Below are 13587 nucleotides of genomic sequence, written 5' to 3' on the forward strand. Positions count from 1 at the left end.
GCGAGATGACAAAAGTCCCTTAACTACCGGTAGGTTTCAAATACCGAAGGGTATTCTTTTCTCGTTTCCATGGGAAATGCGTTGTGTGCTGAGAAATTTCCCGGCGATAGCTGTACATCGGTCACTGGGCGTGTGTAGCGTCGGGACTCGCTGAATCCCTCACAGACAAGCGGTGGCACGGTGATCGGAATTGAGGGCTGCCTGAAACGCATCATGGACATTCCGGGTGCGCGCAGCGTGACGATGGTGGACGGCGCGAGTGGTCTGGCGATCGCCGCTGCCGGGGAGCACGACCTGGTCGACGAGCACGAAGATGCCGCGGCCACAACGGATGTGGTGCGCGCCGTGCTCGGCTGCTCGGCGCTGGCCACCGGTCGCGACGGTGACGATCTCACCGAGATCATCGTGTGCGGTACCCGCGGATTTCACTTGCTGAATCTGGTGGACGGCGATTTCGACGGACGGCTTTTCGTGCACCTCCTGTGCGACGACGACACCGGGAATCTGGCTATGGCGCGATTCCAGCTGCGAGCAATTCTGGCGGAATTCGCCGAGGACGGTCATGGGCGTTGAACTCGCGGTCGAGCTGCGGCGGCTGGAAAAGGAAGGGAGTACGGGTGTGTTGCGCGCGGGCGATGGCGCGTTTCATCTCACCGGCGGCGTGATCGCCTCCGCCGATTGCCGCAGGGCGACCGGATTGGACCGGCTCGTGGTGGAGGCGGGCGTGGCCACCGCGGAGGATTGGCGGCAAGCGGGTTCGGGCGACCCGGGTCAGGTGCTGAACCGCCCGCGACTGGAAACCCTTGCGCTGCTTTCGGTTTTCGATGCGGCGTATTTTCTGCTCGCGTCGTCCGCCGTCCCCGAGTTCCGGCCCGCTCCGCCGCACTGGCTCGCCCCGGTCTGTCACATCACGCCGCGCGCACTGGTGCAGGAATGCGCGCGGCGCGGTGATCCGGAGTCCGGACCCTGGCCTGCCGAGCTGGTCGACCGGGCTCCGGTAGTTCCGGTGCGGCGCGTCCGGCGGCGGCAGGTGGTGCTCACGGCGGGCCAGGCCGAGGTGCTCGCGGCGGCGGATACCCAGCGCAGTATCACCGGAATCGCGCGCGACCTCGGCCGCACCACGTACGGATGTCTGGAGGCGGTGCGGGAATTGACCGCGGCGGGCTTGATCAAGCCGCCCAGTCCAGTCGTCGATCGAGGAAGGCACACTGCCCACTGGGGTGCGGGGTTCGAGCCGTACAGCGGATCGCAGGGTGCTCGCACCGACACGCGAAATGGCAAGCACGCCAAGATGACCGGGCCGGGCGTTACCGAATTGGCCACGCGCACCGGGGCGCCCGCCGGAGGGCGCGTCATCGAGATCGAGTCGCCGGCCGGAGATTTCGGCCGTGCGCGAGAAGACGAGCCGTCCGCGCCGATACCTCGGATCAGCGACCCCACCGCGCCACCACTACGCCGCCGGGTGCGGTCGGCCCTGCCGCCGACCGCGGAACAGTGGGAGCCCGTGGACCGCGATGTGCTGGTTCGCCTGCGGGCGGCGTTGGAGGAGCTTGCGTGACCGCGCGAAAGAAATTGCTCGGCGATTGGATGGGAAGGTTTACCAAGGTGGCGATGTCCGGACCCGAACCGAACGCGGCGGTGCTCGCGGAACTGAAGATGCTGCGGGATCGGGTGCCGCAATCGACCGGCGCGCTGGTCTCCTCCGGCGATGGATTGCTGATCGCCCACGACCTGCCCGCACACATCGAACCCGACGGAATGGCAGCGCTGTCGGCTTCGCATCTGGCGCTGTCGTACCGGCTGTCCGCCACCGCCAACGGCGGCGGCTTCCACGAGGTCGTGGTGCGCGGCACCGAGGGACACGTGGTGATCTACGCGGCGGGCTGGGCCTCGCTGACCGTACTGGCCGGACCCGAAGTGAACGTCGGCCGGCTCCACCTGGAGTCGCGTCCGGTGGCCCGCGCGATCGTCGATCATCTGGCGGCGCTGGCGACAAAGCCCGGAAAGGACCGGGCAGTGCACACCCATCGAAAGGAATGAAATGACGAATCTCGATCTGGCGCTCAAGGACATGATGGTGATCGACGGTGCGGTCGGTGCCGCCGTCGTGGACTACAACAGTGGCATGGCGCTCGGAATGCTCGGGAGCTCGAAGTCGTTGGACCTGCAGGTCGCCGCGGCGGGTAACACCGAAGTGGTGCGCGCCAAGCTGCGGACCATGGAGCAGCTCGGTCTCAATGACGACATCGAGGACATCCTCATCACCCTCTCCGGCCAGTACCACATCATCCGCCCGATGACCGGCCGCAAATCCAAAGGCCTCTTCCTCTATCTCGCCCTCGACCGCGGACGGGCCAACCTGGCGCTCGCCAGGCACCACCTGCGCGGCATCGAAGAGGACCTGGAGGTCTGACCCGCTCGCGGCGGTCAGTGCGCCGCCGCCGCGGCCGGGAACCATTGGGGGTCTTCAGGGTTGGGCAAGGCGGCGGCCGTGTGGAAGTGGACGAAGCATGTCGTCCAGGTCGTTCCGCCACAACCGGTCACGCGCAGGGCACACCAGGTAGCCCGAAGCGGCCGAGTCAGCGATGTTTCCGGGCCACAAGCACGGCGTCGCGAAGCTCGATTTGGTGACTGCCGTGCGTCACCGTTCGAGATCTGTTCTCCGCCACCATGATTTCCCAGCGGGTGGGATCCAGCTTCGCCGCCAGGCTTTCCGCCGTGACGTGCACTCCGGAGGCGTGCGCTGTCGAATGCGCGTCCGTCGGATGATGGCCGACGATGAGGAGTGTGCCGCCGGGTGCGACCGCTGGGGCCAGTCGGCGCAGCAAGGTTTCGGCTCCGGTGACGGGGTGGGCGTAGTGGGAGCAGACCAAGTCGAAGCTGCTCTCCGGCGGCGTCCATTCGGTCAGATCCGCTGTGAGCCAATCGATTCGATCGGCCACCTCGGGACCGCGGATATCGGCGCGCTCGCGGGCGCGCTCGAGTGCCGCGGTGGCGAAGTCGACGGCCGTCACCCGCCAGCCGTGCGCGGCGAGCCAAACCGCTTCCGCGCCTTCGCCGCAGCCCGCATCCAGGGCGCGCCCCGGCGGCAGTTCCGCCGCCTCCACCGTCAGGTGTGGGTTGGGTTGGACGTGCGGAGTCGTCGTGCGGTAGCGGTTCTCCCAGAAGGCGTGGTCGAGTTGTTCGGACACGGTGCTCCTTTCGTCGTTCACAGGCCGTGGCGGCTGGCGCCGGAGTTCGCCTCGCTCAGGCGCGCTTCGGTGTCGGCCGAGAACGGTTCCGCGTGCCTCGGCCACGTGCGGTGGTCCGGTGCCGGACCGCGTCCGTCGGCGCTCGAGTAGGCGACGACCGCGTTTCGGGTCTCTTCGGCGACCAGGTCGGCGTTGATCTGCGCGCCCGCCGTGGCACCCGCGGCGGCCGCAGCACCGACTTGGGCGGCCAAGTCGGTGATATTGCCCGCTGCCCACACGCCGGGCACCTCGGTGCGGCCGGTCGGATCTGCCGCGATGAACTCGCCCATCGGGTGCTCGCTGGTGCGCAATCCGAGCGTCGCGAGGAACTGGGCCCGCGCCACCATGCGCGACCCGACCGCGACGACCTCGCGTTCGATCACCGTGCCGTCGCTCAGCCGCACGCCGGTGATGCGATCGTCGGCGATGACCAGGTCGGCGATCCCGCCCTCGACCAACCGGATGCCGCGCGCGGCGAGCTGCACCGTCTCCTCGTGTGTCGGTGTGGTCGTGTCGGTGAAGAACACCACGTCGGTGCTCAGCTGCCGGAACAGCAGCGCCTGGTGGACCGACATCGGACCGGTGGCGAGCACGCCGATCGCTCGGTCGCGCACTTCCCAACCGTGGCAGTAGGGGCAGTGCAGCACGTCGCGACCCCAACGTTCGCGCAGGCCTGGGACGTCGGGCAACTCGTCGACCAAGCCGGTCGCGAGCAGCAACCTGCGGGCGCGGACCGTCCGGCCGTCGGCCGTCGTCAGCGTGAATCCGTCGCCGTCCCGGCTCGCGTCGCGCACCTCGCCGGAAACGAGCTGAACGCCGAACTGCCGGACCTCCGCGCGGCCGCGTTCGAGCAGCTCGGCGGGCGGCATGCCCTCCCGCGCGAGCAGGCCGTGCACGCCGTCGGCCGGTGCGTTGCGCGGCGCGCCCGCGTCGATCACCAGCACCGAGCGTCGCGATCGGCCGAGCATGAGCGCGCCGCTCAGTCCCGCGGCGCCGCCGCCGATCACTACCACGTCATAGCTGTCTCTCAGTTGATCGGTCACGTGACCACCTCCTGCGACGACTATGCGAGCCCCGCCGCCGAACTGGCAACTTTGTTTGCCACTCTGGCAAACTGGTCCCATGGACGACGGCCTCGACCGAGCACTCGACGCGGTCGGTCCCCGACTGCGTGCCCTGCGTCGCCAGCGCGAAACCACGCTGGCCGATCTTTCGGCGACCACCGGGATATCCGTGAGCACCCTCTCCCGACTGGAGTCCGGCGCGCGGCGGCCCACTCTCGAACTGCTGCTGCCGCTCGCCAAGGCGCACGGCGTCACGCTGGACGAGCTCGTCGACGCGCCGCCCACCGGCGATCCGCGCATCCACCTGCGACCGGTCACACAGCACGGCATGACCATGGTTCCGCTGACCCGTCGCGCGGGCGGCATCCAGGCATACAAGATCGTCCTGCCGCCCGCCGACCCCCGCGTGCAACCTCGGCCCCAGACCCACGAAGGGTACGAATGGGTCTACGTCCTGAACGGACGCCTCCGCGTCATCCTCGGCGAGCACGATCTGAAACTGGTCCCTGGCGAAGCGGCCGAATTCGACACCCACATACCCCACTGGTTCGGCGCCGCCGACGCCGAACCAGTCGAATTTCTCAGCCTCTTCGGCAAACAGGGCGAACGTGCTCACTTCCGCGTCCGACCGAAGTCGAAACGCGGAGAGTGACAATTCGATTCAGGGCAGGAGTTGGTTGAAGAAGGTGCGGTAGGCGCGGAGGGTGTTGCGGAGGTCCTCGGTGTCGGGGTCCTGGGACCAGCGGGTGGTGAGGCCGCGGCGGTGTTCGGAGTAGGCCGCGGTGAGGTGGTCGATGGTGTTGGCGACGAGGTTGTCGGCGCGGGAGACCGCGTCGCGGGGGTTGTCGATGAAAGAGCCTTGGACCGTGCGCCATTCGGTGCGGAGGCGTTCGATCTCGGCTTCGGTGAAGAGGGGGATGGGTTCGTCGCGGGCAGCGGTGGATTTGCCGTTCGGGGTCGCGGCGGTGGTGTTGTCGTGGGCTCGGTCGCCGCCCACGGCCTCCGCGGTGCTGGCATCGCGTGTGCCGGTGCTCGGGGCTGCGTGGTCGCTGTTCGGGATGTCGCCCGACGTGTTCAGGTGCGCGTCGGTGGGCGTGAGGTGGGCGGCGGTGCGCGCCTCGCGGTCCGTGCTCGATGCTGAGTCGGTGGTGCCGGGCGCATCGATGGCGTTGCCCGGCGCGGGGTTGGCGCCGTGTGCTTTGTTGTCGCCCGGCGCGGAAGTGGCGCTGCGTGCTTCGAGGTTGGCGTTCGGCTCGGAAGTGGCGCTGCGTGATTCGTTGTTGTTGCCCGGCGCGGACTTCGCGCTGCGGGTTTCGATGTTGTTGCCCGGCGCGGAGTTCGCGCCGCGAGCTTCGTTGTCGCCCAGCGCGGAAGTGGCGCCACGTGCCTCGTTGTTGTTGCCCGGCGCGGGGTTGGCGCTGCGTGCTTCGTTGTTGTCGCCGGGCGCGGGGTTGGCGCTGCGTGCTTCGATGTTGTCGCCGGGCGCGGAGTTGGCGCCGCCAGCTTCGATGTCGCGCGGCGCGGAGCTGGCGCCGCGCGCGTCGAGGTGATCACCCGGCGTGGGATCGTGTGGAGCGGTGCGCGATTCGGTGGTGGTGCGGCGGGTTTCGGTGTGATCGGTGTTCATGAGAGGGCGTCCTTGGTCTGGCGGGTCCGGCCGTTGAGGAGGTCGTGGAAGAGTTCGCGGTAGTGCACGATGGCGGTGCGCATGTCCTCGGTGTTGGTGTCGCCATTGCTGCGGGCCGCGATGGCGTGGGCGCTGCGGTAGTGGCCGAGGGCGGGGGCGTGTTCGACGGAGAGGTCGGCCAGCTGCTGGTCGTAGCTTTCCGCGGGGTAGCCGCGATCGGACATGACGCTGGTGACGAGGCGGTCGGCGTCGGCGAGCGCCGCGGCGGGGTCGTCTACGAAGCGTTCCTGCACGTCGGCCCACCGAGCGGTGTACTGCTTCCGCTGGTCCTCGGAGAGGTCCCGTAGCTCGAGTTCGGCGTGGCGGAGTTCGCGTTCGCGTAGTTCGCGTTCGGCGGCGCGGCGGCCGTCCCGCTGCTCGACGGCCCGGTCGTATTCGGGTCCGAATCGTTTGCGCAAGCGGCGAGTTCGCAGCAAAGGCCAGGACAAGAGCAGTACGGCCGTGAGCGCGACGAGCACCGCCACGATCGCCACGGCCACCATTGCGGATGACACGGGTTTCTCCTTCGACGAGTCTGTCGAAGCGGTAGTGCCTCGTTCCGCCGCATCCAAACCTCCGACCTTCGAACCGTCCGGTCTCGAATGCTGTTCGATCGCGGCGATTCTCAGCCGCGCCACCGCTTGCGACCACCCGGAGGAGCGAAGCGCCGACGGCCGCGATCAGCTGCTCGGCAACGGTGTCCGGCGCGGTCAGTGCCAGGTGATGACCGGAGTACTTTATGATTGGTTGTCCAGCAGCCCGCACCACCGCGGACCGCTCCACCGCCTTCAGTGCGGCGGCACCGAGACGCCAGAAAATCCGGCCGATGAGCGGGATGTGCACGGGGTCGAGCAAGGATGATCCACGCGATCACCACCCTGCACCGGACCGGTTCGATCCATCCGATGAATCTAGTTCGGCCGCACGGAATCAGCCGCCGCCGAGACGGAATCAGCCGCCGCCGAAGCGGGATCGACCGCCGAGGCGCAACGCTCGTCCGACCGCGTCTCGGAACTCGCCGCCACACAATCGTCTTCGACGACGACTCGGCCAGGATCCGCCGTCGTCTGCACCGAATCATCGATCGCCGGACGCGTATTCACCCATGCCCCAACGAACATCAACCCGGCCCCGATCCCCTGCAACGGAGCAATGGACTCCCCGAGTACCACCCATGCGCACGTCAACCCGAAGGCCGGGACGAGGAACATCGCGGAGGTGGCGGTGGTCGGCCCGACCTGGCCGACCGCACGGTAGTACAGGACGTACGCGAGCGCCGTCGGCAGCGCGCCGAGATACGCCTGGTTGAGCCAAAATCCGGGGCCCAGTTCCGACCATCGCACGTCACCGAAGGCGGGTATGGCGAGCAGCCCGAGGGCGGCGGTTCCCGCTGCGGTCGCGTAGACGGTGACGGTGGCCGCGGGCATTCGGCTCAGTAGCGGCGCGCCGAGCAGCGTGTAGGCCGACCAACAGGCCGCTGCGCCGAGAAAGGTCAGGTCGCCGAGCAGGCGGGTGTTTCCGGTATCCGGAATGCCGAGGAAGAACACGAACCCGCCGCTTACCGCGAGAACCAGCCCGAGCAACCGCATCCCGGACAGTCGGACGCGCCCGAGCAGGACGCCGACCGCGACCGTGAAGATGGGCGCGGCCATCGGCACGATCACACTCCCGTCGGCCGCGGGCGCCAAGGAAAGGCCGAGGAAGAACAGCGCGTTGTAGCCGAACACGCCGACCATGCCGACGCCCGCGACGCGCGGCACTTCGCCGGCGGGCAGCCGGGGCGCGCGCAGGACGGCCAGCAGCACGAGGGTGCCGCCGAGGAACCGCAGGAACCCCGCCACCTCGTGCGGGACTTCGCCGACGGCGGCTTTGGACGAGGCGAAAGCGCTGCCCCACAGGGCCATGACCAGGATCAACAGCAGACGGATACGCACGTCTCGATACTCGGCGCGGACCGCCCGGGCGTCTTGAACGCTGGTGCGGGGAGAATGGGGCGGTGAGCGAATGGGTCGAATATCGGCGGATGCCGGACCGGCCGGTGGAGGTGATGCGCGCCCACTTCGAGCGGCACGTCTACCACCCGCACGCGCACGAGACCTACTCGTTCGGCCTCACCGACTTCGGCGCGCAGAGTTTCGACTGTCGCGGCGCTGCCCGGGTCAGCGCGGCGGGCATGGTGATGGCGTTCAACCCGGACGAACCGCACGACGGGCACAGCGCCACCGAGGCGGGTTTCACCTATCGAATCGTGCACATCGGCACCGAGCTGATCACCGACCTGCTGTCCGACCGGGCCGGTCGCCCCGCTGGCCTGCCGCTGTTCGCCGAACCGGTCCTGCACGATCCGTTGCTCGCTGGCGCGCTCGGCAGGCTGTACGCGAGCCTGACCTCGCCCGCCACCGAATTGGCGAGGGACGAAGCGCTTTCCGCCACGGTGGCGGCGCTGGTGCAGCGCGGCGCACGTACTCCGCGCACCAGAACAGTGATCGGCGGCGGCAACGGCGCGATCGCGCGCCGCGTGCGCGATGTGCTGGACGAGCGCTATCTGGAGACGCTGTCGATGGACGATCTCGTCACCGCGACGGGCGCCAGCCGCTTCGCGCTCTACCGCGCCTTCCGCGCGAATTACGGTCTGGCGCCGAGCGATTACCAGCGCATCCTGCGGCTGCGGGCGGCGCGGCGGTTGATCGCGGCGGGCCGCCCGGTCGCCGAGGCCGCGGTGGCCGCTGGCTTCGCCGATCAAGCGCACCTGACCCGCTGGTTCCGCCGCTGCTACGGCATCACGCCCGGCGTGTATTCGCGCGCGGGCTGAACGCTCAGGCCGTGGCCCGCGCCCAGCGCCGCTTCGCCCAGCGGCGCACGGCCGGGCTGACCAACAGCGCGGGCAGTAGCACGATCGAACCGAGCAGCATGCCCACCAGCATCAGTCCCGAGAGCAGTTCCCCGATCGCCTGCACCGCGGCGGGTGCGGCGAACAGCGCCGCGAACGCCGCGACCGCGAAGGCGGGCGGATAGTGCCCCGCTTGGGCGAGGATCGCGGCGGCCGTGCCGAAAGCGACGGCGAAGGCGAGACCGACGACGCCGATCAGGTAGTTGTCCCAGGCGAACCAGCTCGGTCGGACCGTGCCGTGGCGCCGGGAATGCCGAAGTTCTCCCATCGTCGGGAGCATAGTGCGCCCCTGCTGCGCCGCAGGGGATTCGGCGAAGTCGAGCTCAGCGCGCCGCGGGCGGCCGCGGCCACGGGTTGTGCTCGAGGTGTTCGATGGACTCGTTGAAACGCGCGACCAGCGCGCTGAGCTGACCGATATCGGACTCGGACCACTCGGCGACCACGGCGCCGATGCCGTCGCGGCTCTGGGCGCGGTCGGCGGCGAGCAGCTCCATGCCCTTGGCGCTGGCTCGGATCTTGCGCGCGATACCGCCTTCGGGATCCGGAACCCGTTCCACCAGACCGTGCTTGAGCATGGCGCCGACCTGCCGGTTGATGGTGGAGATGTCGAGGCGGAAGGCGCCGGCGAGTTCGCGAAGGGTGAGCGGGTTGTCGATCTCCAACCTGGTCAGGATCAGAAAGGCCGAGCGGTCCAGCTGAAACCCTGGGCGGCGCAACACCGAGGCGGGGAAGTGCCGGGAGAGCAGCGCGAGCTCGAAGGCGAGGCGCGTCAGCGCCGCTGGGTCGGCGGGTTCCCGGTCTGGCATGGCACTCACTATGTCGCCTGGATCACTTCTATGACAAATTGTGCAGCATACACACGATGTGTACCGTACACATGCATGTCCATTGCCGCGTCCTCGCCCGCCACCGAGGCCGATACCCGCCGCCCGGCCCCCGGCCTGCTCATCGCCACGCTCGGCGCGGTCGGTGTGGTCGTCTCGCTGATGCAGACGCTGGTCATCCCGATCATTCCCGCGCTGCCGACATTGCTCGACACCTCCGCTTCGAACGCGTCCTGGGTGATCACCTCGACGCTGCTGGCGGGCGCGGTGTTCACGCCGATCGCGGGTCGTCTCGGCGACATGTTCGGCAAGCGCCGTGTGCTGTTCGCGAATCTGCTCGCTCTCATCGCCGGTTCGGTGGTCTGCGCGAGCTTCTCCTCGTTGGTGCCGGAGATCATCGGGCGCTCGCTGCAAGGCGCCGCCGTCGGCGCTATTCCGTTGGGGATCAGCATCATGCGCGACGAACTGCCGGTCGAGCGGGTCGGCTCGGCGATGGCGATCATGAGCGCGACGCTCGGCGTCGGCGGTGCGATCGGCCTGCCGGTGGCCGCGGCGATCGCGCAGAACGCGGACTGGCACGTGCTGTTCTGGAGCTCCGCGGCGCTCGGCGTGCTGTGCCTGGTTCTGGTCTTCCTTTTCGTGCCGGAATCGCCGGTGCGTACCCCCGCCCGCTTCGATTTCGGTGGGGCCGTGGGTCTTTCGGTGGCGCTGTTGGCGCTGCTCGTCGCGATCACCAAGGGCGCGGACTGGGGTTGGTCCAGCGCCTCGATCCTGACGCTGTTCGCGGTGTCGGTGGTGGTCTTCCTCGGCTGGGGCTACTACGAACTTCGGCAGGGCGCGCCGCTGGTCGACCTGCGGGTCTCGGCACGACCGCGGGTGCTGTTCACCAATCTGGCCTCGATCGCCGTCGGCTTCTCGCTGTACGGCATGTCGCTGACCTTCCCGCAGCTGCTGATGGCTCCGGAGGAGACCGGCTACGGCTTCGGTCTCTCCATGGTGAGCGCCGGATTGGCGCTGGCTCCAACCGGTTTGGTGATGATGGCGCTCTCGCCGGTGTCGGCGCGTTTGTCGGCGGCGCGCGGACCCAAGGTGACCCTGATGCTCGGCTCGGCCGTGATCGGCGTCGGCTACCTGTGCGCGGTGCTGTTGATGAACAACGTCTGGGAGATCATGCTCGCCGCCGTGATCGTCGCGGGCGGTGTGGGTTTGGCCTACGCCGCGATGCCCGCGTTGATCATGGGCGCGGTGCCGATCACCGAAACCGCCGCCGCCAACGGGCTCAACTCGCTGATGCGCTCGATCGGCACCTCCACCTCCTCCGCGGTGATGAGCGTGGTGCTCGCGCACATGACGATGTCGCTCGGCGCGCACCTGCTGCCCTCCCGCGAGGGCTTCCACACCACCTTCTTCATCGCCATGGCGGCCGCGGTGGTGGCCATCGCGCTGACGGCTTGCGTTCCGATGGGCAAGAAGGACTGACCGATCAGTCCGGCGCCTCCCGGACCGAGTCGGTGTAGCGGCGGGCCAGCATACGCAGGTGCGCGACGAGTTCCGGTGGGCCGTCTACACGAAAGTCCATCATCAGCATGCTGAGGTAGATGGCGATGGTCTCGAGCGCGTCGGCGCCGGTGTAGAGGACGCAGGTGTCCGAGTCGACCGCCTCGACCACGCCGACCGCGGGGTTGATCCTGGCGATGACGCGCTCGGCCGGAGCGAGCACTGTGACCCGCGCGTGCACGCGCCAGCCGGTGCTGGCGACATGGCGCATGACGAAGGCGACGAGATCGTCGTCGGGCAGCGCGCGGGCGGCGAAGCGGCGTGTGCCCGCGGCCGCGCGGCGCACCCTGGCGACGGGTATCGCGCGCCAGGTGTGGCTGTCGAGGACGTAGGCGACGAGGTACCAGCGGCGCTGCCAGTTGATCAGCCGGTACGGCTCGACCTCCGTCGGATCGCTGAATTCGTCTGCCGCCGTGCCGATGTCGAGCCGCACCGTGGCGCGGTCGCGGATCGCTCCCGCCAGGGTGGTGAGCACCTCGGCCGGTATGGGGGCGTCCGGCTCGCGCGAGCCGGTGGTCGCCGGGCCGACGGCGGTGGCGCTGCGCAGCGCGGTGACCTTGCGCTGCAAGCGTTTCGGCAGGATCTGCTCGAGTTTGGCCAGCGCGCGGCCGACGTGCTCGGTGATGTCGGCGATGCCGGTCGCGCCGTCCTCGGCCAGTCCGACCGCCACGGCCACCGCGACGGCCTCGTCGTCGTCGAGCAGCAGCGGCGGCATGGTGGAGCCGCGCCCGAGCCGGTAGCCGCCGATGGCGCCGCGCTCGGCATGCACGGGATAGCCCAGGTCGCGCAATCTGCGAATGTCGTTGCGCAGCGTGCGATCCGTGACGCCGAGCTTTTCGGCCAGCTCACGGCCGGAATGGGTGCGGTCCTGGAGGAGCGAGAGCAGGCGCAGGACGCGGGTGGTTGTCTCGGCCATGCACATCTTCCGATCTATTAGGAACGAAAGCAGCCTAATGGACTCATAGGCTCGGTATCAGCACCGAGAAACCCGAAAGGCCAGCCATGCATACCGATGTCGCCCTCACCTCCGTCTGGCGCGAGACCCTCGCCGCCGCCCACCGCGCGCTCGCCGACACCGTCGCCGGTATTCGCGACGACCAGTGGCACCTGCCGACACCGTGCTCGGAATGGAATGTGACACAGGTGATTCAGCACGCCGCGGGCGATCAGCTCGCGTACGCGAAATTCCTCGGCATCGGAAACGGCCCGGCCGAGAACCCCTTCGAGCCATCGGGCACCATCGATGGCTCGCCGACCGCGCTGGTGCGCGACGCGATCGAACAGACCGCCGCCGCGTGGGACACCGTCGCCGAGCACACGCCGACGGTGCCGACGCCGTTGCCGCACGGCGAACTTCCGACACCGGTCGCCGCGGTGCTCTGTGCGTTGGACGCGGCCGTGCACGCCTGGGATCTCGCCGTCGCCACCGGTCAGGCCTCGCCGCTCGACGAGGAACTGGCCGCGGCTCTACTGACGGCGGCCCGCACGGCGAATCCCGCGCCCGGCGGCGGGCCGGAGACGGCGATCGTGGAACCGCTGCGGCAGTGGGGCGCTTATGCCGCGGTCGTCGACGGAGCGCCGAACGACGACGCGGTCGCGGAACTGTTGCGCTATCTGGGGCGCGATCCGGGAACCGTGAGCCGCGTCCGTTCGTCTTAAGGATGAATGGTCGTAGAAGCGATTGGGGGGCGAATGTCCGCACCGCAGAGAACCCGGGGGCGGCTCGGTCTGTTGCTGACGCTGGGGCTGGCCGTGGTCGCGGCCGTCGCCGCGGGCACGGTCTGGTGGTGGACCGGCTCGGATCGCCCCGCCGTGGTCGGCGAGAGTCCCGCCGCCTTCCCCGCCATCGACCGCTCCGCGCTCGACCCGGCGCAGATCCGGCTGGTCGAGGTGTTGGAGCGCGAGTTCGCCGAGCCGGGCGGGGGCCCGAAGTACGCCGAGGGAGTGATCGAGCCCTGGTGCGCCGACTTCGTGAGCTGGGCGATGCGGGAGGCCGGGCGTCCGCTGTCGAATCCGAACTCCGGATCGTGGCGGATCCCCGGTGTCTACACCCTCCAGGAGTACTACGAGGACGCGGACCTGTTCGCGCCCATCGGCAGCGGCTATCGCCCGCGCACCGGTGACGTGCTGCTCTACGGCCCGGAGAGCCAGTTCACCCAACACACCAACATCGTGCTCACGGCGGCGAACGGCGAGGTGACCACGATCGGCGGCAACGAGTTCGGCGAGGTGCGTATCCACCGATTCCGGGTTGCCGACGTGAAGGACGTCGTCGGGTATGGGCGATTCTGAGAATCATTGCCGCTCAGGGCGTCCCGTTCGGCGAGCGCATTGCTCGGCGCGTCCCTTCCGGAGC

17 protein-coding genes are annotated in these 13587 nt (G+C 68.9%); 9 read left to right on the plus strand and 8 right to left on the minus strand.

Going from position 1 to position 13587, the window contains the following annotated elements:
• Window positions 1–180: 180 nt before the first annotated feature.
• Genes AB0H49_RS12590 through AB0H49_RS12605 form a run of 4 tightly spaced genes read left to right on the plus strand, consistent with a single transcriptional unit; the run spans window position 181 to window position 2413 of the window.
• The gene (locus tag AB0H49_RS12590; RefSeq protein ID WP_355001904.1) at window positions 181–573 is read left to right on the plus strand and encodes a hypothetical protein; all 393 of its coding nucleotides are present in this window, start codon (window positions 181–183) and stop codon (window positions 571–573) included.
• Window positions 563–1558: a hypothetical protein gene (locus tag AB0H49_RS12595; RefSeq protein WP_357250559.1), complete on the plus strand. Its 996-nt coding sequence runs from the start codon at window positions 563–565 to the stop codon at window positions 1556–1558. Before AB0H49_RS12590 ends, AB0H49_RS12595 begins: the two co-directional genes overlap by 11 nt.
• A complete protein-coding gene (locus tag AB0H49_RS12600; RefSeq protein ID WP_357250562.1) occupies window positions 1555–2040 on the plus strand; it encodes a roadblock/LC7 domain-containing protein in 486 nt (161 codons plus the stop codon). Before AB0H49_RS12595 ends, AB0H49_RS12600 begins: the two co-directional genes overlap by 4 nt.
• Window position 2041: 1 nt before the next feature.
• Entirely contained in the window at window positions 2042–2413 is a 372-nt protein-coding gene (locus tag AB0H49_RS12605) for a hypothetical protein (RefSeq protein ID WP_355001901.1), read from the plus strand.
• A gap of 166 nt (window positions 2414–2579) precedes the next feature.
• Here AB0H49_RS12605 and AB0H49_RS12610 read toward each other — a convergent pair whose 3' ends face one another.
• Together AB0H49_RS12610 and AB0H49_RS12615 are read right to left on the minus strand one after the other, a co-directional pair.
• Window positions 2580–3191 (minus strand): methyltransferase domain-containing protein, encoded by a 612-nt coding sequence (locus AB0H49_RS12610; protein ID WP_357250565.1) that lies wholly within the window; start codon window positions 3189–3191, stop codon window positions 2580–2582.
• Window positions 3192–3208: 17 nt separating this feature from the next.
• Complete coding sequence (locus tag AB0H49_RS12615) at window positions 3209–4273, minus strand: NAD(P)/FAD-dependent oxidoreductase (protein ID WP_357250568.1); 1065 nt, start codon at window positions 4271–4273, stop codon at window positions 3209–3211.
• 79 nt (window positions 4274–4352) lie between these two features.
• On the opposite strand from AB0H49_RS12615, the gene AB0H49_RS12620 reads away from it, so the two are divergent.
• Window positions 4353–4946, plus strand: a complete 594-nt coding sequence (locus AB0H49_RS12620) for an XRE family transcriptional regulator (RefSeq protein WP_355001898.1) — start codon at window positions 4353–4355, stop codon at window positions 4944–4946.
• A 9-nt stretch (window positions 4947–4955) separates the two neighbouring features.
• Here AB0H49_RS12620 and AB0H49_RS12625 read toward each other — a convergent pair whose 3' ends face one another.
• The 3 genes from AB0H49_RS12625 to AB0H49_RS12635 form a co-directional block, all read right to left on the minus strand.
• A complete protein-coding gene (locus AB0H49_RS12625; protein WP_357250571.1) occupies window positions 4956–5921 on the minus strand; it encodes a hypothetical protein in 966 nt (321 codons plus the stop codon).
• Window positions 5918–6475, minus strand: coding sequence for a hypothetical protein (locus AB0H49_RS12630; protein ID WP_357250574.1), 558 nt, complete (start codon window positions 6473–6475; stop codon window positions 5918–5920). The genes AB0H49_RS12625 and AB0H49_RS12630 overlap by 4 nt, the downstream gene beginning before the upstream one ends.
• Window positions 6476–6871: 396 nt before the next feature.
• The gene (locus tag AB0H49_RS12635; protein WP_357250577.1) at window positions 6872–7894 is read right to left on the minus strand and encodes a DMT family transporter; all 1023 of its coding nucleotides are present in this window, start codon (window positions 7892–7894) and stop codon (window positions 6872–6874) included.
• 62 nt (window positions 7895–7956) lie between these two features.
• Here AB0H49_RS12635 and AB0H49_RS12640 point away from each other — a divergent pair, with 62 nt between their 5' ends.
• Window positions 7957–8772 carry an AraC family transcriptional regulator gene (locus AB0H49_RS12640; protein ID WP_355001894.1) on the plus strand — a complete coding sequence of 272 codons (816 nt, stop codon included), beginning with the start codon at window positions 7957–7959 and terminating at the stop codon, window positions 8770–8772.
• A gap of 4 nt (window positions 8773–8776) precedes the next feature.
• Here the strand turns inward: AB0H49_RS12640 and AB0H49_RS12645 are convergent, their stop codons facing one another.
• Together AB0H49_RS12645 and AB0H49_RS12650 are read right to left on the minus strand one after the other, a co-directional pair.
• Complete coding sequence (locus AB0H49_RS12645; RefSeq protein ID WP_355001893.1) at window positions 8777–9118, minus strand: hypothetical protein; 342 nt, start codon at window positions 9116–9118, stop codon at window positions 8777–8779.
• Window positions 9119–9173: 55 nt separating this feature from the next.
• A complete protein-coding gene (locus AB0H49_RS12650) occupies window positions 9174–9656 on the minus strand; it encodes a MarR family transcriptional regulator (protein ID WP_357250580.1) in 483 nt (160 codons plus the stop codon).
• A gap of 75 nt (window positions 9657–9731) precedes the next feature.
• Between AB0H49_RS12650 and AB0H49_RS12655 the strand changes: the two genes are divergently transcribed.
• Window positions 9732–11153 (plus strand): MFS transporter, encoded by a 1422-nt coding sequence (locus tag AB0H49_RS12655; protein ID WP_357250583.1) that lies wholly within the window; start codon window positions 9732–9734, stop codon window positions 11151–11153.
• A 4-nt stretch (window positions 11154–11157) separates the two neighbouring features.
• Here the strand turns inward: AB0H49_RS12655 and AB0H49_RS12660 are convergent, their stop codons facing one another.
• On the minus strand, window positions 11158–12147 hold the full coding sequence (locus AB0H49_RS12660; protein WP_357250586.1) for a WYL domain-containing protein: 990 nt from the start codon (window positions 12145–12147) through the stop codon (window positions 11158–11160).
• Window positions 12148–12233: 86 nt separating this feature from the next.
• On the opposite strand from AB0H49_RS12660, the gene AB0H49_RS12665 reads away from it, so the two are divergent.
• Window positions 12234–12890, plus strand: coding sequence for a TIGR03086 family metal-binding protein (locus AB0H49_RS12665; RefSeq protein ID WP_357250589.1), 657 nt, complete (start codon window positions 12234–12236; stop codon window positions 12888–12890).
• Window positions 12891–12923: 33 nt separating this feature from the next.
• A complete protein-coding gene (locus tag AB0H49_RS12670) occupies window positions 12924–13523 on the plus strand; it encodes a CHAP domain-containing protein (RefSeq protein WP_357250592.1) in 600 nt (199 codons plus the stop codon).
• Window positions 13524–13587 lie beyond the last annotated feature (64 nt).

Source organism: Nocardia sp. NPDC050713, assembly GCF_040654315.1.
Classification (GTDB): domain Bacteria; phylum Actinomycetota; class Actinomycetes; order Mycobacteriales; family Mycobacteriaceae; genus Nocardia.

Bases quoted from the DNA above. Each gene is read 5' to 3' on its own strand.
- AB0H49_RS12660 (WP_357250586.1), bottom strand. From the start codon at position 12,147: ATGGCCGAGACAACCACCCGCGTCCTGCGCCTGCTCTCGCTCCTCCAG.
- AB0H49_RS12645 (WP_355001893.1), bottom strand. From the start codon at position 9,118: ATGGGAGAACTTCGGCATTCCCGGCGCCACGGCACGGTCCGACCGAGC.
- AB0H49_RS12595 (WP_357250559.1), top strand. From the start codon at position 563: ATGGGCGTTGAACTCGCGGTCGAGCTGCGGCGGCTGGAAAAGGAAGGG.
- AB0H49_RS12665 (WP_357250589.1), top strand. From the start codon at position 12,234: ATGCATACCGATGTCGCCCTCACCTCCGTCTGGCGCGAGACCCTCGCC.
- AB0H49_RS12620 (WP_355001898.1), top strand. From the start codon at position 4,353: ATGGACGACGGCCTCGACCGAGCACTCGACGCGGTCGGTCCCCGACTG.
- AB0H49_RS12605 (WP_355001901.1), top strand. From the start codon at position 2,042: ATGACGAATCTCGATCTGGCGCTCAAGGACATGATGGTGATCGACGGT.
- AB0H49_RS12670 (WP_357250592.1), top strand. From the start codon at position 12,924: ATGTCCGCACCGCAGAGAACCCGGGGGCGGCTCGGTCTGTTGCTGACG.
- AB0H49_RS12625 (WP_357250571.1), bottom strand. From the start codon at position 5,921: ATGAACACCGATCACACCGAAACCCGCCGCACCACCACCGAATCGCGC.
- AB0H49_RS12650 (WP_357250580.1), bottom strand. From the start codon at position 9,656: ATGCCAGACCGGGAACCCGCCGACCCAGCGGCGCTGACGCGCCTCGCC.
- AB0H49_RS12655 (WP_357250583.1), top strand. From the start codon at position 9,732: ATGTCCATTGCCGCGTCCTCGCCCGCCACCGAGGCCGATACCCGCCGC.